Raw genomic sequence first — 17,326 nt, 5'->3', positions numbered from 1 at the left:
CCGCGCCTTTCATTTTTTTGTCGGGCCCATGTTCTTTTACCTGTGCTCGACAATACTTAGGCAGGTAGGGCTACGGCCTTTTGGTTGTAGGTCGAATGCCTTTTTTTTGCAGACTGTTGTTCCTGAACTGAAATGCGTGAGGAGAAAGGTATGTTGATTCTGACTCGTCGTTGCGCAGAAAGCCTGATTATTGGTGATGGCGAAATCACCGTGACCGTGCTCGGCGTCAAAGGCAATCAAGTGCGTATCGGGGTTAACGCTCCGAAAGAGGTAGCGGTCCACCGCGAGGAAATCTACCTGCGGATCAAGAAAGAGAAGGACGAAGAACCAAGCCTTTAATTTTTATCGTTTTTTATGTTTGCAAACGGGGATGAACGTGGTTAATATACGCCCCGTGTTGCGGAGAGCTGGCCGAGTGGCCGAAGGCGCTCCCCTGCTAAGGGAGTACACCTCAAAAGGGTGTCGGGGGTTCGAATCCCCCGTTCTCCGCCATTATTTGCTTAGTACGTTGCAATCTGGATTTATCGGTAAGTTGTTGAAATTACTCGAAAAAATCGCTTTACATAGAGATTGAACGGCCTATAATGCGCGGCAACAAATGCACTCGTAGCTCAGCTGGATAGAGTACTCGGCTACGAACCGAGCGGTCACAGGTTCGAATCCTGTCGAGTGCACCATTTAAGAGTCAGTTGCAGTAATGCAGGTGGTTCGGCTTCAACCAGTTGTGATCTGGTCTAAAAACACAATCTGCACTCGTAGCTCAGCTGGATAGAGTACTCGGCTACGAACCGAGCGGTCACAGGTTCGAATCCTGTCGAGTGCACCATACAAACAAAAAGCCCGCCTAGTGCGGGCTTTTTGCCGTCTGGGGTTTATGTGGAATGTGTTCTTTTTCTCCAGCCCCATGTGTTTTCCTCCCGGGCTGCGTCGTCGCAGTTCATAGATGCGGCTAATGCTGAGCTTTGACTCGCAAGCGCTTGTTCTTTCCAGTTTTTTGACGTTAAAAATGGCCGGGCGGTGTATCATTGCGCCCGTCAGCCCCGCCGGGGCTTATGGAATACCTCCATGGACTTACCCAGTAGTTACTCAGTATCCCGTTTTACCAATCATGAATTGACTGATTGATCCTTCCGGCGTGCCCCGCTGCTGGGAGTGGAGTTCGCCTATGACCGAAGTAGAAGTAAAGAAAACACAAGAAAGCCTGCAGGATCGCCTGGCTCAAGTCATCGAGCTGCTGCAGCGCCAGCGCGTGGTCGAAGACCTCACGCACCGCCAGGAAGGTCCGAATCACGACCGCGTCGAAAACCTGGTTCACCGGCAAAACCTCGTCGAATTGCAGCGCAAGCTCGATGACCTGCACTCTGCCGACGTCGCCTATATCCTTGAAGCCTTGCCGCTGGACGATCGACTGACCCTCTGGCAACTGGTCAAGGCTGATCGCGACGGCGACATCCTCCTCGAAGTATCCGATTCGGTGCGCGAAACCCTGATCGCCGACATGGACGATCACGAGCTCCTGGCCGCAGCCAGGGAGATGGACGCCGACGAACTGGCTGACCTGGCGCCTGAGCTGCCCCGTGACGTTGTCCATGAGCTGATGGAGGCCCTCGACGGCCAGCAACGCGAGCGAGTGCGCTCTGCGTTGTCCTATGACGAGGATCAGGTCGGCGCCCTGATGGACTTCGAGATGGTCACCATCCGCGAAGACGTCAGCCTGGAAGTGGTATTGCGTTATCTGCGTCGCTTGAAAGAACTGCCAGGCCACACCGACAAGCTCTTCGTGGTCGACTACGAAGGCATTCTCAAGGGGGTGCTGCCGATCAAGCGCCTGCTGGTCAACGACCCAGAGAAGAAAGTGGCCGATGTCATGGCCAGCGACCCGGTGAGTTTCCATCCGGACGAAGATGCCTACGATGCAGCCCAGGCGTTCGAGCGCTACGACTTGATCTCTGCCCCGGTGGTCGACAAGAACGGCAAGCTGATCGGTCGTCTGACCATCGATGAAATGGTCGACCTGATTCGTGAGGAAAGTGAAACCGAAGTCCTCAACATGGCGGGTCTGCGTGAAGAGGAAGATATTTTTGCGTCGGTCTGGCGTTCATTGCGTAACCGCTGGGCCTGGCTGGCCGTCAACCTGATTACCGCTTTTATTGCTTCAAGGGTGATCGGGTTGTTCGAAGGCTCTATCGAGAAATTGGTGGCCTTGGCGGCACTGATGCCGATCGTAGCGGGTATTGGCGGCAACTCCGGCAACCAGACCATCACCATGATCGTGCGCGCCATGGCGCTGGACCAGGTGAACACCGGCAATACCTCACGCCTGATGCGCAAGGAACTGGCGGTAGCGCTGATCAACGGCGTGGTGTGGGGCGGGGTGATTGGTATTGTGGCCTACATGCTGTATGGCAGTTGGTCCCTGGGGGTGGTGATGACTGCCGCCATGACCCTTAATCTGTTGTTGGCGGCCCTCATGGGCGTGTTGATCCCCATGACCCTGGCACGCCTTGGGCGCGATCCAGCCATGGGCGCCAGCGTGATGATTACCGCCATGACTGACAGTGGTGGTTTCTTCATCTTCCTGGGGTTGGCAACCATCTTCCTGCTTTGATCGCCTTCCTGGGCTGGCTTGTTGTGGTGAGGGGGCTTGTTCCCCTTCCAGCGCAAGCCAGTTTGCTCCAGCAATGATCCCCCTTCCCAAATTCAAGGCAAAAAAAAGCCAGCACAAGGCTGGCTTCGGCTTTCAGGGGTAGATCAGTCGGCTTCTGCGGCCGCCTCGACATCGTGTGCAATAAGTGAGACGAGAGCATTTTGCTGGCGGTGGGAGAGCTGACGGAAACGCTGCAGCAGTTCGCGTTCGTGCAGTGACAGCTCTGGGCTGTCCAGGCGCATGCTCAACTCTTCACCCAACGCACCTTCCTGAATAAGGCTCTGTTCCAGGCGCGCGATGATTTCGGAGTTCATGCTGCGGTGATGATTGCGAGCCACCTCGGCAATGCGTTCCCGCATTCCGTCTGGCAGACGTACGACGAACTTGTCAGCCGTACGGCTGGAATAAATTGCCTGTTTCAATGGGCGCATATATTTAACCGGTTAGTTCAGGGGAGCGGTTTTTGGAATTGGCCGCAAGATGAGTGTTAAGACAAGGCTCACGACCAAAGTTCAACCTGAATTGCAAAGAGGCCGCATCATGCCTCAGATTTGCCAGTTCCTTGGCGTCAATTCTGTGACAAATATTGAACTGACTAAAGGCTTTATGCCAGCACTGATTTGCATTTTTGCGGACTGGTTGGAAAACTTTCCTGCAGAAGATCAGATTCGGCGATCTTCCCGCAGGCCTAGGCCGCAACAGGGTTTGAGGGCGCACATCCTATAGCAATGTGGCCTTTTGCCCCTAATCTTAAGACTAGTGGCAATTTGCCGATTTACTAGGCGAGGCGACATAAGGTAGGGCGAAACGCAGGCGAGCGATGCTTCAGCGCAGCACGGGATCGAATTTGATCCGGCGGCCCACAATCAGGGTCAGAACCAGGCATCCGGCGAACATGGCGCTGGCGATGAAGGCGATGGTTTGGCCGTCTTGGGAGGAGGTTTCCAGGCCAAGCAGCCCGCTTACCAGGGTCAGGCACAGAAACAGCCAGGCAGATTTGGACATGAAGGCTTCCTCAGAATACCCAGTGTTCGGATGCAGGTGCTGCCTGTGTGCTCTGGGCCAGGCGAACCGGTGATTGCGGGTTGGCCGTCATCACTGCCAATTGCGGGCGTTGCTGCAGGTGGTGTGGAATGGCCTGGCTCACCTTGGCGTCGTCGTCGGTAGTCGGCGACTGCTGGAAGTGGAACATCACCAATACGGCCAGGGCCACGGTATTGAGGGCTAACAGAAGGGCACTGTTCATGGTCATGTTCTCCGTCGGTGACTGGGCCAAATTGGATTTTGTCGAAGAAGTATTGCAGATGCCGTGCCAAACTATTATTTCAATTAAATCAATGGTTTGAGGCTATTTTTAGGGGGCTGAGGGTTGCAAATTGCAATGCTGGCATTTTGGGGTAGTGCATTTTGCACGATGGCTTCGGCAACCCTGGTTTTACGAGGCGAAACCCTGCTCTTTCTGGCAGGCATGCGCCTACACTCAAAAAGCCCACGGACGACATGACAAATCCGACCTTGGCCGTTAACATGCACGCCGTCCGTCGCAGTGCCCATCGCTGCGACGGCTGTCATTTGTCCCAGTAGCTCAATTGGATAGAGCATCCCCCTCCTAAGGGGAAGGTTGGCCGTTCGAACCGGCCCTGGGACACCAGATTCAAAGCCCCGCACAGTGAACGCTGGCGGGGCTTTTTTGTGCGCGTAGAGTCTTTTCAAACTCAGGTCGAACCTTGCCGCTGATCGAGGTTCACAGCAGGTGCGTCGTGTATTTTTGCTAACGGTGTACCTCGCACGCCCCCCGGCAACGTCAGAGCTGTTGCCAATCAATTTAAACAAAATAATCCTCGGAAACAGCGCGTAGCGCCTGTCCGGACCCAACAACCCAGGACTATCATGCCGGTAGCCCTGACCCTCACTGCAAGGAGCCGCTCGGAACGCCGATGCGCCAGATCTGGAAATCTTTTCGAGCCCTTTATTTCGCCTCCTTGATGATGCTGATCGGCTCCGGCCTGCTCAGTACTTACCTCGCGTTGCGCCTGGCGGCTGACCATGTCGACAGCCTATGGGTGGGTGCCTTGATGGCGGCCAACTATTTCGGCCTGGTGCTGGGCGGCAAGATCGGGCATCGCCTGATTGGCCGGGTGGGGCATATTCGTGCCTACGCCACCTGTGCGGGCATTGTCGGTGCAGCCGTGCTGGGCCATGGCCTGATCGACTGGCTGCCGGCCTGGATCGTGCTGCGGGTCATCGTGGGCTTGGGGATGATGTGCCAGTACATGGTTATCGAAAGCTGGCTTAACGAGCAGGCGGACGCCAGGCAGCGTGGCGTGGTGTTCAGTGGCTATATGATCGCGTCCTACCTGGGCCTGGTGTTGGGCCAACTGATCCTGGTGATGCATCCCCAGCTGGGCCTTGAGCTATTGATGCTGGTGGCGCTGTGCTTTGCCCTGTGCCTGGTACCCGTGGCCATGACCCGGCGTATTCACCCGGCGCCGCTGCATCCGGCGCCGATGGAGCCGCGCTTCTTTATCAAGCGGGTACCGCAGTCGTTGAGTACGGTGCTGGGGGCGGGGCTGATCGTTGGCTCGTTCTACGGCTTGGCGCCGCTGTATGCGTCCCAGCAGGGGCTGACCACCGAGCAGGTGGGTCTGTTCATGGGTAGCTGCATTTTTGCCGGTTTGGTGGTGCAGTGGCCGTTGGGCTGGCTGTCGGATCGCTATGATCGTGCGTTGTTGATTCGCTGCTTCGCCCTGTGCCTGGCGGTTGCGGCATTACCGTTGGCCATCCTGAGCAAGGTGCCGTTGGAGGTGCTGTTCGTGGCCGGGTTCCTGTGTTCGTTGGTGCAGTTCTGTCTGTACCCGCTGGCGGTGGCGTTTTCCAACGATCACGTTGAAGGTGATCGGCGGGTATCGCTGACAGCCATGTTGCTGGTGACCTACGGGGTCGGCGCCAGTATCGGGCCGTTGCTGGCTGGCGTGGTGATGAAACTATTTGGCAGTCAGATGCTGTACGCGTTTTTCAGCCTGTGTGCGCTGATCCTGGTGTGGCGTATCCGTCCTAAAGCCGTGACCAACCTGCATCAGGTCGATGATGCGCCCCTGCAGCACGTGGCCATGCCTGACAGCATGTCCAGTTCGCCGCTGGTGGCTGCACTTGACCCGCGGGTCGATGAGCAAGTGGTGCAAGAGCAGATGCAGACAGCTGTCGCTGAGCCTGAGCCTGAGCATGAAGTCGACTCGGTACCACCGACGGATGAGCCGCCTTTCGAAGGACCGCCAGAACCTATAGGTCCGGATGAGCACCCCCATGACCTGAGCAGGGCACGCCCCTGAAAGCAAAAACGGGCAGATCCTGAAAGGGTCTGCCCGTTTTTTTGTCGCGATCTTCACACTTAGAAGTCGTCGTCCTTATCGAAGCGTCGCGCTTCGCGTTGCAGTTGATACACAAATCGTTCGACCTGGCGCTGTACCAGGCCGCTCATGTTGTGGAAGCGCACGCCTGCGAAGGTGGTGTTGATCTTCTCTTCGAAATGCAGGTAACGCAGCTCGACGGAGGTGGTCATGCTGCCGAACGGCAGGGCAGCGATAAAGCGATCGTAGACCTGGCCCAACTGCAGGCGTTCGGAGATATCGCCTTCGAAGCGCAATTTGCAGCCGGTGGCGGAAATATCCAGCAGCTTGCCGCTGACCGGGGCCTTGAGTTTCTCGCCGCCCAGCTCGATATTGACCAGTTGGGCCAGCTTCAGTGCCGCGCGGAAGGCATTGCGGCGCTGGTGGTAGACCACCTCGCCCGGCATGGCGCCGGTGTAGATGCGATGGCCATCTTTTTCGCTGATGGTCAGGGTGCCATTGCTTTCCCAGGCGACGCGTACGCCGTCGTGAAAGCCTTCGATGCGGAAGGGTTCGCCATTCTCAAGGTGGCGTTCGCCATCACGCGGGATCATTTCGTCCAGGGCCAGGGTCTTGCTGTCCCGATCGACATCGACCAGGTAGCTCTGGAAGCGCTGGCTGCGTTCGTGGAAGGTGATGATCAGCGGATCATGGCTTTCTTGCAGCATTCGCAAGGTGCCGGCGATTTCCAGAGGCGTGGTGAGCACCTTGGGTGGCTGCGGAGCATCTTCCGCATTAAGGGCGTTGAACACGGTTCTTCCATCTCCAGACAAAATACGACTACACGCAAGAACCGGCATTTTGCCAGTATGTGGCGGGCCTTGGATAGGCTGTGCCGAAAACGGGCGTCAGGCTTGGCTGCGGGTGCTTGGTTTGACCAAGCGTGAGGTAGAGCCTTGGGCGTTGTACAGCGCCGGTGGCTCACCGCCGTGGAGTATACGCAGCTGGTTGGCGGTCGTAGCTTGCTGAAGCTGGATCGACTGGCCGTTGAGCAGGTTGACTTCCTGGCACTGGCTGAGCAATTGGTTGAGTTCTTTGCTTTGGGCCAGCAGTTGATCGCCGACCGAGGAGTGGCTGGCCAGTTGGGCGAGGCCGTCGTGATCGGCCGGCAGGCCCAGGCTGGTGAGAATCTGGCTGCGCTTCTTGCCATGCTGTTCCAGCAGGACAATCAGCGACTGTTTGCGCGCCAGGATATCTTCCAGCAGCGGCATATCCCGGCCGTAGAGGGCCAGGGTCTCTTCTTTCAGCAGCTCGAGCAATTGTTGCGTCGGCGCCAGATCATCAATGATCAGTTGAAGCAAGGTTTCGTCGTGGTGCATGGCTGGCCTTGGTTTTAAGCGTCCAAAAGCCCTGCGCAGGCCTTTGCCTAGCGCTCGGCTTCGAAGTTAAGCAGCTTGCTGGCTACACGGTTGCTGTCGACTTTATAGCTGCCATCGGCGATAGCCTGTTTCAATTCGGCCACGCGGGCTTTATTGACCACAGGTTGGTCGCGCAGCGAGTCAGTGACCTTCTGCAACTGTTGAGCCTCATTGCTCAGGTGTACGGATTCCCCGCTTTGGCTGGCGCTGGCCTGTTCTGTCTTGGCAGGCAGAGGCTGGGCCTTGGCTTCTACGCTGTCCTTGGTGCCGCTGGTGCGCGTAGTGCCTGGCAATGCCGGGGAATTATTCAAACGACTGAAATCGATGACCATGATAATTAAAAACCTCTGGGTATTTGGACGCTTGCCATGTTTTCGGCCATACCCGGACAAACTTTAGGCTCGATTGACAATAAACCTGCACGCGCAACATCTGGCACACAGTGTAGGAAAAGCTGGCGTCCTATTCCAGTGATCTATAAAGCAACCTCGACTTGTCCGGGGGCTGTCACCCGTGCCTTGATGACACGATTGGAGTTGAGGTTCTTGACACGTATCTGCTCACTCATGCCTCCGTTGGACAGCGCTTCACCCGGCATTTTCACATTCAAGCCGCCGCTGCTCGCGGAAATTACCACCTGGTCACCCTTGCGAACCACCTCGGCCTGCTCCAGATGGACCAGGGTAATGACCTGATCGGTGACCATTGGTCGGGTAAGTTTCTGCCCGATGGCCTGATCGACCGACGTCAGATAGCCCTGGTTGATCAAACTGATGTCGCGTTCACGCAAGGCCACGTCCTCGAAACCGATGATGCCAGTGCGTTTCAACGGTCTTACCACCACCACGACATCGCGGAACAACTTGACCTGCGCTGGCACAAACACGGTCCAGGGCGCGGCGCCCTCGCAGCGAACCTTCACCGTCACACGGCCGATAGGCTGTGCGGGGCTTTCCAGGGACGCTGTCAATTCCTTGTCGCACATTGGCATGCGCAAGCGCGGGTCTAGCTGGTTGACCTGGATTTCATAGCGCCCAGGTGTCTGGGTGGTCGCCAGATAATCTTCTACAGTGAACTCAAGAAAGCCTTGAGTGACGCCGATAAGTAGATCAGGCAAGGTGACGTTATCTGCGCGGGCCGTGGTTCCCAGGCTCAAGGCAAGCAACGCCATCGAGACGCAGAGCAATCTGCGGCTGCGTGGGAGGCGAAGGCGTCGGGAAACTGTCGTTTTAATGTCCATAGCCAATAAATAGCAAAGCTCGTGCCGTTTAGTATTGGGTACGCGTCGTACCCCCGAAGGTTTTAGCGTAGGAGTCTGGGCATGGCAGGTGTAATGGATTCAGTAAACCAGCGCACACAGCTGGTAGGGCAGAATCGCCTGGAGTTGTTGCTGTTTCGTCTGGACGGCAAGCAGCTATACGGCATCAATGTGTTCAAAGTGCGGGAAGTGCTGCAGTGCCCCAAGCTGACGATCATGCCCAAGTCCAGTCCGGTGGTGTGTGGCGTGGCCAACATCCGTGGCGCGACCATCCCGATTCTTGACCTGGCCTTGGCGACAGGGTCGTCCGGTCTGCAGGATCGAGAGAACCCGTTTGTGATCATTACCGAATACAACACCAAGACCCAGGGTTTCCTGGTGCGCTCGGTGGAACGCATTGTCAACATGAACTGGGAAGAAATTCATCCGCCACCCAAGGGCACCGGTCGCGATCACTACCTCACGGCAGTGACGCGGGTGGACAACCAGCTTGTAGAAATTATCGACGTGGAGAAAATCCTCGCCGAAGTGGCGCCCACCTCTGAATCGATTTCGGTCGGTGTGGTGGACGCCGATACCGCGCACAAGGCGATTTCCTTGCGCGTACTGACGGTGGACGATTCTTCGGTGGCGCGTAAGCAGGTGACCCGTTGCCTGCAAACCGTCGGCGTGGACGTGGTGGCGCTCAATGATGGTCGCCAGGCGTTGGATTACCTGCGCAAGCTGGTCGATGAAGGCAAGAAGCCGGAAGAAGAATTCTTGATGATGATCTCCGACATCGAGATGCCGGAAATGGACGGCTACACCCTCACGGCTGAGATACGTAACGATCCACGCATGCAAAAATTGCATATCATCCTGCATACTTCGTTGTCGGGCGTATTCAATCAGGCGATGGTCAAGAAGGTCGGTGCCGACGACTTTCTGGCCAAATTCCGCCCTGATGACCTGGCATCCCGGGTAGTCGACCGGATCAAGGCAGCAGATCACGGCTAGGGGCTTTTTCCCTGGCGGTCACACGATTTAAGAGGCGGTATCTTTGTCTACGGGTAATTTGGATTTCGAACAGTTCCGGGTCTTCCTGGAAAAAGCCTGTGGCATATTGCTTGGTGAAAACAAGCAATACCTGGTATCCAGCCGTCTCAACAAGCTGATGGAACAGCAGGGCATCAAGTCCCTGGGTGAGTTGGTCCAGCGGATCCAGAGCCAGCCGCGCAGTGGGCTCAAGGAAATGGTGGTCGATGCCATGACCACCAACGAAACCCTGTGGTTTCGCGATACATACCCCTTCGAGGTGCTCAAGAGCAAAGTGTTGCCGGAGGCGATCAAGGCCAGCCCGGGCCAGCGCTTGCGCATCTGGTCGGCAGCCTGTTCTTCGGGGCAGGAACCGTACTCGATTTCGATGACCATCGATGAGTTCGAGCGGACCAACATGGGCCAGTTGAAGGCCGGTGCGCAAATTGTGGCGACGGATTTATCCGGCACCATGCTCACCAACTGCAAGACCGGCGAGTACGACAGCCTGGCCCTGGGGCGTGGCCTGTCCCAGGAGCGCCTGCAACGTTACTTCGACCCGAAAGGGGCGGGGCGCTGGGCGGTCAAGGCGCCGATCAAGAACCGAGTGGAGTTTCGCTCGTTCAACCTGCTCGACAGCTACGCCAGCCTGGGCAAGTTCGACATAGTGTTCTGCCGCAACGTGCTGATCTACTTCTCTGCCGAAGTGAAGAAAGACATCTTGCTGCGCATCCACGGCACCCTCAAGCGCGGCGGTTACCTGTTCCTCGGTGCATCCGAAGCGTTGAACGGCCTGCCCGATCATTTCCAGATGGTGCAGTGCAGCCCGGGGATCATCTACCAGGCCAAGTAATAAAGAATGTGGGAGGGGGCTCGCCCCCGATAGCAGTGGTTCAGTTGATGTATCTATCACTGATACACCGCTATCGGGGGCAAGCCCCCTCCTACATTTTTTTTGCGGCAAAGTTGAAGAAAGCGGCAACTCCCCATTGCCGCTTTACTGGCGTCACGCGGAAAACGGTTGCCGCTTTTCTGGCATTGCCGTCGGCAAGCTCCCCGCAACCCCTTGATATCCGGGCTTTCACAAGATTGGCATGCACCTTGCTATAACCCTGTTAACGCACAGCAGGTCAGCCTAAAGGTTTCCGCCATGAGCATCAGCTTCGATAAAGCGCTCGGTATCCATGAACAAGCCCTGGGCTTCCGCGCCCAGCGCGCCGAAGTCCTGGCCAACAACATTGCCAACGCCGATACCCCGAACTACAAGGCTCGGGACCTGGACTTCTCCGCCGTGCTCGCAGCACAGCAGGACAAGACCAAGAACGGCACCTTCGCCTTGAACATGACCAACAGCCGTCATATTGAAGCGCAAGGCCTGAGCAGTGGTGACGAGTCGCTGCTGTATCGCACGCCGATGCAGCCATCCATCGACCAGAACACCGTCGACGCCCAGCTGGAGCAATCGGCCTATGCCGAAAACTCGGTGAACTTCCAGGCCAGCTTTACCCTGCTCAACAGCAAATTCAAAGGGCTGATGTCAGCCCTGCGTGGAGAGTAAGCCATGTCCCTGTCCAGTGTTTTCAATATTGCCGGTAGTGGCATGAGCGCTCAAACCACGCGCCTCAACACCGTCGCCAGTAACATCGCCAACGCCGAGACCGTGTCTTCGAGCATTGACCAGACCTACCGCGCCCGCCACCCGGTATTTGCCACCATGTTCCAGGGCGGCCAGAGCGGCGGCAGCGATTCGCTGTTCCAGAACCAGGACGCCGCCGGCCAGGGCGTGCAGGTGCTCGGCGTGGTCGAAGACCAGAGCAACCTCGAAGCACGTTACGAGCCTAACCATCCCGCCGCGAACGAAAAGGGTTATGTCTACTACCCCAACGTCAACGTGGTCGAGGAGATGGCCGACATGATTTCCGCCAGCCGCTCGTTCCAGACCAACGCGGAAATGATGAACACCGCCAAAACCATGATGCAGAAGGTCCTGACCCTGGGTCAGTGATAAGGGGCGCCAAATAATGGCCATCGTTGATACGTCAAACAACTCGGCAGTCCAGGACCTTTTCAATTCCAAGGTCAAGACCGCAACGGACAACAGCAGTCTTAACAGCGCTACCAAGGCGGCGACAGGCAGCCAGTCGCTGGGCAAGGATGCGTTCCTGCAGTTGCTGGTGACCCAGCTGAAAAACCAGAACCCGCTGTCGCCTCAGGACAATGGTGCGTTCGTGGCGCAGTTGGCTCAGTTCAGCAGCCTGGAAGGCATCAACACCCTGAACGACTCGGTCAACGCGATCTCCAGCAACTTCAGCTCGTCGCAAGCACTGCAAGCGTCGTCGCTGGTAGGGCGTTCGGTGGTCATCCAGACCGACAAGTCCACCGTGGACACGAGCAAGAGCATGACCGGTTCGGTGGCGGTGACTTCGGCGGTGGGCAACGTCTCCGTCAAGATCACCGACAAGGACGGCAACGTGGTGCGCACCCTCGATATGGGCGCCCAGGCTGCCGGCAACCAGAGCTTTATCTGGGATGGCAAGGACGACAACGGCGCGGTCGCCCCAGCCGGCACCTACACCTTCAATGCCACCACCAAGAACGACGCGGGCGATGCGGTTGCCCTGGCCACGTCGCTGCCGGCAACGGTAACGAGCGTGACCCTGAGCCAGACCGGCGGCGAAATGCTGCTGAACCTGGCGGGCGGCATGGGCAGCATCAAGCTGTCGCAAATTCAGACTATCGGTACATAGAGCCGGCTAAATACGGCAGAGGGAGAGAAACATGTCTTTTAACATCGGCCTTAGCGGCCTCTATGCGGCCAACAAACAACTGGACGTGACCGGCAACAACATCGCCAACGTCGCGACCACTGGCTTCAAATCGTCCCGTGCGGAATTCGCGGATATCTACGCGGCCTCCAAACTGGGTACCGGCCAGAACAGCATCGGCAACGGTGTGAACCTGGCGGCAGTGTCCCAGCAGTTCACCCAGGGCGACGTCAACAACAGTGGCGGCATCCTGGACATGGCGATCCAGGGCGGCGGCTTCTTCGTGCAGAAGGGTACCGACGGCTCGCTGGAGTACACCCGCAGCGGCGCCTTCCGTGCGGACAAGGACGGCTACATCACCAACAACACCGGTACCTCGCGCCTGCAGGGTTATGCGGCGGATGCTGACGGCAAGATCATCAAGGGCGGCCTGACCGACCTGCAATTGAACCTGTCGAACCTGCCGCCGAAGGCTTCGAGCAAGGTGGACTCCACCAGTAACCTGAACTCGTCCGAGCTGCCGATCGATCAGACTTTGCACCCCTTTGATCCGACCAAGACGGACAGCTTCAACACTCAATACTCCACCACGCTCTACGATACGCAGGGCAATGCGCATCCTATGGTGCAGTACCTGGTGAAAACCGGTTCCAACACCTGGAACTCCTACACCCTGATTGACGGGCGTAACCCTGACGGCACCCCGATCAGCGGCACCGGTTCCACGGCGCCCGTAGCCTCGACGTTGTCGTTTGACACCGCCGGCAAGCTCACCGGGATCGTCACCCCGCCAGCCACCGTGTCCAATACCACCCTGACTATTTCCAACTGGAAGCCGGGCGGCCTGGTCAATGGTGTCTGGACGCCTAACGGTGCAGCGGCCAACGCTGGCGGTATTGCCGTCAACATGGCCAACATCACCCAGTACAACTCGGCCAGCTACCGTAACCCGCCGGTCACCGACGGTTATGCCACTGGCCAGATCACCGGCTTGAAGATCGACGGCAGCGGTGTGCTGTTCGCCACCTTCAGTAACCAGCAGAGCAAGGCCATCGGCCAGATCTCTCTGGCCAGCTTCAACAACGAGCAGGGCCTGCAGCCATCCGGCGGCACCGCCTGGAGAGAGACGTTCGCCTCGGGCCAGCCGGGTTACGACGCACCGCAATCCGGTACGCTGGGTTCGATCGTGGCCAACTCCCTGGAGAACTCCAACGTCAACCTGACCAACGAGCTGGTGGACCTGATCAAGGCCCAGAGCAACTATCAGGCGAACGCCAAGACCATCTCCACCCAGAGCACCATCATGCAGACCATCATCCAGATGACCTGATGCGGTCATGCTCCACAAGAAGCCCCTCGCAAGAGGGGCTTTTTTGTGGGCGCAGGAAAACATGCCGTGACGCAAGTAACGATGCGTAAAACGCGTATGAGGCGTGCACCATATCCGCCTCGCCACTGATCAGGTCAGGGGCCGGTGGGCTCACCAGTCAAGTGCAGGGCGGGTATGTGGCGTTCGTCTGGAGGTGCCCAGCGGGGGGGGACATGAGGAAACCAAAAAGCCCGATAAACCCTATGCAGTCGGGGTCTATCGGGCTTTTTCAATCCGGGGCGTTCAAGCCCAGGAGCGGCTCAGCTTATTGGCAGGCTTCGCAATCCGGCTCGTCGATCGCGCAGGCCTTTGGCACGGGGGCCGGGCCGGCTGGCGCTGCGAGCACCGAGTCATCACCGTGGTTGCCGCCGCTGGAAACCGCGTTCAGCTTGCCGGTGTTGATGGTCGACTTCTCGGTGCTGGTCGCGGCCAGGGCACGGAGGTAGTAAGTGGTTTTCAGGCCACGGTACCACGCCATGCGGTAGGTCACGTCCAGCTTCTTGCCCGATGCGCCGGCGATGTACAGGTTCAGCGACTGAGCCTGGTCGATCCACTTCTGACGACGGCTGGCGGCGTCAACGATCCACTTGGTGTCCACTTCGAAAGCGGTCGCGTAGAGCTCTTTGAGTTCTTGCGGGATGCGTTCGATCTGCTGCACGGAACCGTCGTAGTACTTCAGGTCGTTGATCATCACCGAGTCCCACAGGCCACGGGCTTTCAGGTCGCGAACCAGGTACGGGTTGATCACGGTGAATTCGCCCGACAGGTTCGATTTCACATACAGGTTCTGGTAGGTCGGTTCGATCGACTGCGATACGCCAGTAATGTTGGCGATGGTCGCGGTCGGTGCGATGGCCATGATGTTGGAGTTACGAATACCTTTCTGCACACGGGCACGTACCGGCGCCCAGTCCAGGGATTCGTTCAGGTCAACGTCGATGTACTTCTGGCCGCGTTGCTCGATCAGGATCTGTTGCGAATCCAGCGGCAGGATGCCCTTGGACCACAGCGAACCCTGGAACGTCTCGTAGGCGCCGCGCTCGTCGGCCAGGTCGCAGGAAGCCTGGATCGCGTAGTAGCTGACCGCTTCCATGGACTTGTCGGCGAACTCGACCGCTGCATCCGAACCGTAAGGAATGTGCTGCAGGTACAGCGCGTCCTGGAAGCCCATGATGCCCAGGCCGACTGGACGGTGCTTGAAGTTGGAGTTCTGCGCCTGTGGCACCGAGTAGTAGTTGATGTCGATAACGTTATCGAGCATGCGTACGGCGGTGTTGACGGTGCGCTCCAGCTTGGCGGTGTCCAGCTTGCCGTTGACGATGTGGTTCGGCAGGTTGATCGAGCCCAGGTTGCAAACGGCGATCTCGTCCTTGTTGGTGTTCAAGGTGATCTCGGTGCACAGGTTCGAGCTGTGGACCACGCCCACGTGCTGCTGCGGGCTGCGCAGGTTGCATGGGTCCTTGAAGGTCAGCCATGGGTGGCCGGTTTCGAACAGCATGGACAGCATTTTGCGCCACAGGTCCTTGGCCTGGATGGTCTTGAACAGCTTGACCTTGCCTGGGTACTCGGTGAGGGCTTCGTAGTACTCGTAGCGTTCTTCGAAGGCCTTGCCGGTCAGGTCGTGCAGGTCCGGCACTTCGGAGGGCGAGAACAGGGTCCATTTGCCGTCATCGAAGACACGCTTCATGAACAGGTCAGGGATCCAGTTGGCGGTGTTCATGTCGTGGGTACGACGACGGTCATCGCCCGTGTTCTTGCGCAGCTCGATGAACTCTTCAATGTCCATGTGCCAGGTTTCCAGGTAGGCACACACAGCGCCTTTGCGCTTGCCACCCTGGTTCACGGCGACGGCGGTGTCGTTCACCACTTTCAGGAACGGTACAACGCCCTGGGACTTGCCGTTGGTGCCCTTGATGTACGAACCCAGTGCACGCACTGGCGTCCAGTCGTTGCCCAGGCCGCCAGCGAATTTGGACAGCATGGCGTTGTCGTGGATCGCATGGTAGATGCCCGACAGGTCATCCGGCACGGTGGTCAGGTAGCAGCTCGACAGCTGTGGACGCAGGGTGCCGGCGTTGAACAGGGTCGGGGTCGACGACATGTAGTCGAAGGACGACAGCAGGTTGTAGAACTCGATCGCACGGTCTTCTTTATGCTTTTCTTCGATCGCCAGGCCCATGGCCACGCGCATGAAGAACACTTGCGGCAATTCGAAGCGGATACCGTCCTTGTGGATAAAGTAACGGTCGTACAGGGTCTGCAGGCCCAGGTAGGTAAACTGCTGGTCGCGTTCGTGGTTGATCGCCTTGCCGAGTTTTTCCAGGTCGAAGGTGGCCAGGACCGGGTTCAGCAATTCGTATTCGATACCCTTGGCGATGTAGGCCGGCAGGGCCTTGGCGTACAGGTCGGCCATCTCGTGGTGGGTGGCGCTCTCGGCCACGCCGAGGAAGCCCAGGCCTTCGGCACGCAGGGTGTCCATCAGCAGGCGCGCGGTCACGAACGAGTAGTTTGGCTCGCGTTCAACCAGGGTACGGGCGGTCATCACCAGGGCGGTGTTGACGTCGGTCAGGGCCACGCCGTCGTACAGGTTCTTCAGGGTTTCGCGCTGGATCAGGTCACCGTCGACTTCTTCCAGGCCTTCGCAGGCTTCGGTGACGATGGTGTTCAGGCGGCCCAGGTCCAGCGGTGCAAAGGTACCGTCGGCCAGGGTGATGCGGATCGACGGGTGCGCCTGTACGGCGGCGTCGGCGGCAGGGGCGCGCACGGCACGTTCCTTGGCGCGCGAGTCACGGTAGATCACGTAGTCGCGGGCCACTTTCTGCTCGCCGGCACGCATCAGGGCCAGTTCGACCTGGTCCTGGATTTCTTCGATGTGGATGGTGCCGCCCGACGGCATGCGACGCTTGAAGGTCGCGGTGACTTGTTCGGTCAGGCGGGCAACGGTGTCATGGATGCGCGACGAGGCAGCAGCGGTGCCGCCTTCAACTGCAAGAAACGCTTTGGTGATGGCGACGGTGATTTTGTCATCGGTGTAAGGAACGACAGTGCCGTTACGCTTGATCACGCGCAGTTGGCCAGGTGCAGTGGCGGACAGATCCATATTCGAATCAGCGGCCTGCGGCACGGAGCCCTGCGGGTTCTCGCGAGTTGTGTCGGTTTGCATGGGGGGTTGTCTCCACATTTCTATATTTATTTGGGCACCATCACGGTGCCCACCGTTCCGTCCTGAAGCACTTACAGCAGGCCTGGGCCTGGCATAACAACTTCGGGACAGGAGGAAGGGAGCTGTTTGCGCCGCTTCCATGCCGAAGTCTTCGGTTCGGGGCTCAAAGGCCCTTCGCCGTATTCCTGGTGGGTGACAGTTGCCAGGTTCAAGCACTGCAACACCCGTACCGTTTTGCGCTGTTGGAGCTTGAAAACGGTTGCCATCCGCTTGAGCGGTTTGGGCTTTCAAATAATCCAGGGGTCAGACCAAACAGGAGCAAGAAAGGGCTTGAGTTTCTCGTCTGATTTGTGTTGGGTCTTTTTG

Annotated in this window: 18 protein-coding genes and 4 tRNA genes; 14 read left to right on the top strand and 8 right to left on the bottom strand. The window is 58.0% G+C overall.

All coding sequences use genetic code 11. The annotated features are described in order from the left end of the window. The first annotated feature begins 150 nt into the window (after positions 1 to 150). From csrA to mgtE, 5 genes are all read left to right on the top strand, one after another. Entirely contained in the window at positions 151 to 339 is a 189-nt protein-coding gene (gene csrA, locus P2T68_RS28630) for a carbon storage regulator CsrA (RefSeq protein WP_003175645.1), read from the top strand. Between the two features lie 62 nt (positions 340 to 401). After that, a tRNA-Ser gene (locus P2T68_RS28625) sits at positions 402 to 492 on the top strand. A 108-nt stretch (positions 493 to 600) separates the two neighbouring features. Then, positions 601 to 677, top strand: a tRNA-Arg gene (locus tag P2T68_RS28620). A 72-nt stretch (positions 678 to 749) separates the two neighbouring features. Next, positions 750 to 826, top strand: a tRNA-Arg gene (locus P2T68_RS28615). A gap of 339 nt (positions 827 to 1,165) precedes the next feature. After that, on the top strand, positions 1,166 to 2,608 hold the full coding sequence (mgtE, locus tag P2T68_RS28610) for a magnesium transporter (RefSeq protein WP_069076860.1): 1,443 nt from the start codon (positions 1,166 to 1,168) through the stop codon (positions 2,606 to 2,608). 143 nt (positions 2,609 to 2,751) lie between these two features. Here mgtE and P2T68_RS28605 read toward each other — a convergent pair whose 3' ends face one another. After that, a complete protein-coding gene (locus P2T68_RS28605; RefSeq protein ID WP_024076996.1) occupies positions 2,752 to 3,078 on the bottom strand; it encodes an Arc family DNA-binding protein in 327 nt (108 codons plus the stop codon). Between the two features lie 109 nt (positions 3,079 to 3,187). On the opposite strand from P2T68_RS28605, the gene P2T68_RS28600 reads away from it, so the two are divergent. Then, positions 3,188 to 3,373 (top strand): hypothetical protein, encoded by a 186-nt coding sequence (locus P2T68_RS28600; RefSeq protein ID WP_081329241.1) that lies wholly within the window; start codon positions 3,188 to 3,190, stop codon positions 3,371 to 3,373. Positions 3,374 to 3,472: 99 nt separating this feature from the next. Here P2T68_RS28600 and P2T68_RS28595 read toward each other — a convergent pair whose 3' ends face one another. Together P2T68_RS28595 and P2T68_RS28590 are read right to left on the bottom strand one after the other, a co-directional pair. Then, on the bottom strand, positions 3,473 to 3,652 hold the full coding sequence (locus P2T68_RS28595) for a PA3371 family protein (RefSeq protein WP_069076859.1): 180 nt from the start codon (positions 3,650 to 3,652) through the stop codon (positions 3,473 to 3,475). A 10-nt stretch (positions 3,653 to 3,662) separates the two neighbouring features. After that, on the bottom strand, positions 3,663 to 3,893 hold the full coding sequence (locus P2T68_RS28590) for a hypothetical protein (RefSeq protein WP_024076994.1): 231 nt from the start codon (positions 3,891 to 3,893) through the stop codon (positions 3,663 to 3,665). 328 nt (positions 3,894 to 4,221) lie between these two features. Between P2T68_RS28590 and P2T68_RS28585 the strand changes: the two genes are divergently transcribed. Beyond that, positions 4,222 to 4,298: transfer RNA gene (locus P2T68_RS28585), tRNA-Arg, on the top strand. 286 nt (positions 4,299 to 4,584) lie between these two features. Further along, positions 4,585 to 5,976: an MFS transporter gene (locus tag P2T68_RS28580; protein WP_277378627.1), complete on the top strand. Its 1,392-nt coding sequence runs from the start codon at positions 4,585 to 4,587 to the stop codon at positions 5,974 to 5,976. A gap of 59 nt (positions 5,977 to 6,035) precedes the next feature. Here the strand turns inward: P2T68_RS28580 and P2T68_RS28575 are convergent, their stop codons facing one another. The 4 genes from P2T68_RS28575 to flgA form a co-directional block, all read right to left on the bottom strand. Then, positions 6,036 to 6,785 (bottom strand): flagellar brake protein, encoded by a 750-nt coding sequence (locus P2T68_RS28575; protein ID WP_024076991.1) that lies wholly within the window; start codon positions 6,783 to 6,785, stop codon positions 6,036 to 6,038. A gap of 96 nt (positions 6,786 to 6,881) precedes the next feature. Beyond that, positions 6,882 to 7,352 (bottom strand): flagellar protein FlgN, encoded by a 471-nt coding sequence (locus P2T68_RS28570; RefSeq protein WP_024076990.1) that lies wholly within the window; start codon positions 7,350 to 7,352, stop codon positions 6,882 to 6,884. A gap of 47 nt (positions 7,353 to 7,399) precedes the next feature. Next, positions 7,400 to 7,723, bottom strand: a complete 324-nt coding sequence (gene flgM, locus P2T68_RS28565) for a flagellar biosynthesis anti-sigma factor FlgM (RefSeq protein WP_024076989.1) — start codon at positions 7,721 to 7,723, stop codon at positions 7,400 to 7,402. A gap of 143 nt (positions 7,724 to 7,866) precedes the next feature. Then, the gene (gene flgA / locus P2T68_RS28560; protein WP_024076988.1) at positions 7,867 to 8,631 is read right to left on the bottom strand and encodes a flagellar basal body P-ring formation chaperone FlgA; all 765 of its coding nucleotides are present in this window, start codon (positions 8,629 to 8,631) and stop codon (positions 7,867 to 7,869) included. Positions 8,632 to 8,712: 81 nt separating this feature from the next. Here flgA and P2T68_RS28555 point away from each other — a divergent pair, with 81 nt between their 5' ends. From P2T68_RS28555 to flgE, 6 genes are all read left to right on the top strand, one after another. Continuing rightward, the gene (locus P2T68_RS28555; RefSeq protein WP_024076987.1) at positions 8,713 to 9,645 is read left to right on the top strand and encodes a chemotaxis protein CheV; all 933 of its coding nucleotides are present in this window, start codon (positions 8,713 to 8,715) and stop codon (positions 9,643 to 9,645) included. 43 nt (positions 9,646 to 9,688) lie between these two features. After that, the gene (cheR, locus tag P2T68_RS28550) at positions 9,689 to 10,516 is read left to right on the top strand and encodes a protein-glutamate O-methyltransferase CheR (RefSeq protein WP_102624090.1); all 828 of its coding nucleotides are present in this window, start codon (positions 9,689 to 9,691) and stop codon (positions 10,514 to 10,516) included. A 297-nt stretch (positions 10,517 to 10,813) separates the two neighbouring features. After that, complete coding sequence (gene flgB / locus P2T68_RS28545) at positions 10,814 to 11,221, top strand: flagellar basal body rod protein FlgB (RefSeq protein ID WP_003175633.1); 408 nt, start codon at positions 10,814 to 10,816, stop codon at positions 11,219 to 11,221. 3 nt (positions 11,222 to 11,224) lie between these two features. After that, a complete protein-coding gene (gene flgC, locus P2T68_RS28540; RefSeq protein ID WP_024076985.1) occupies positions 11,225 to 11,668 on the top strand; it encodes a flagellar basal body rod protein FlgC in 444 nt (147 codons plus the stop codon). Positions 11,669 to 11,684: 16 nt separating this feature from the next. Next, complete coding sequence (gene flgD, locus P2T68_RS28535; RefSeq protein ID WP_024076984.1) at positions 11,685 to 12,410, top strand: flagellar hook assembly protein FlgD; 726 nt, start codon at positions 11,685 to 11,687, stop codon at positions 12,408 to 12,410. 31 nt (positions 12,411 to 12,441) lie between these two features. Then, entirely contained in the window at positions 12,442 to 13,758 is a 1,317-nt protein-coding gene (flgE, locus tag P2T68_RS28530) for a flagellar hook protein FlgE (protein WP_069076855.1), read from the top strand. A gap of 304 nt (positions 13,759 to 14,062) precedes the next feature. On the opposite strand, the gene P2T68_RS28525 is transcribed toward flgE, so the two are convergent. Next, complete coding sequence (locus tag P2T68_RS28525) at positions 14,063 to 16,960, bottom strand: ribonucleoside-diphosphate reductase subunit alpha (protein WP_024076982.1); 2,898 nt, start codon at positions 16,958 to 16,960, stop codon at positions 14,063 to 14,065. Positions 16,961 to 17,326 lie beyond the last annotated feature (366 nt).

Source organism: Pseudomonas sp. G11 (assembly GCF_029457515.1).
Classification (GTDB): Bacteria; Pseudomonadota; Gammaproteobacteria; order Pseudomonadales; family Pseudomonadaceae; genus Aquipseudomonas; species Aquipseudomonas gorinensis.
The sequence above is the reverse complement of the archived record's forward strand: the minus strand, read 5'-3'. Positions and strand labels throughout refer to the sequence as shown.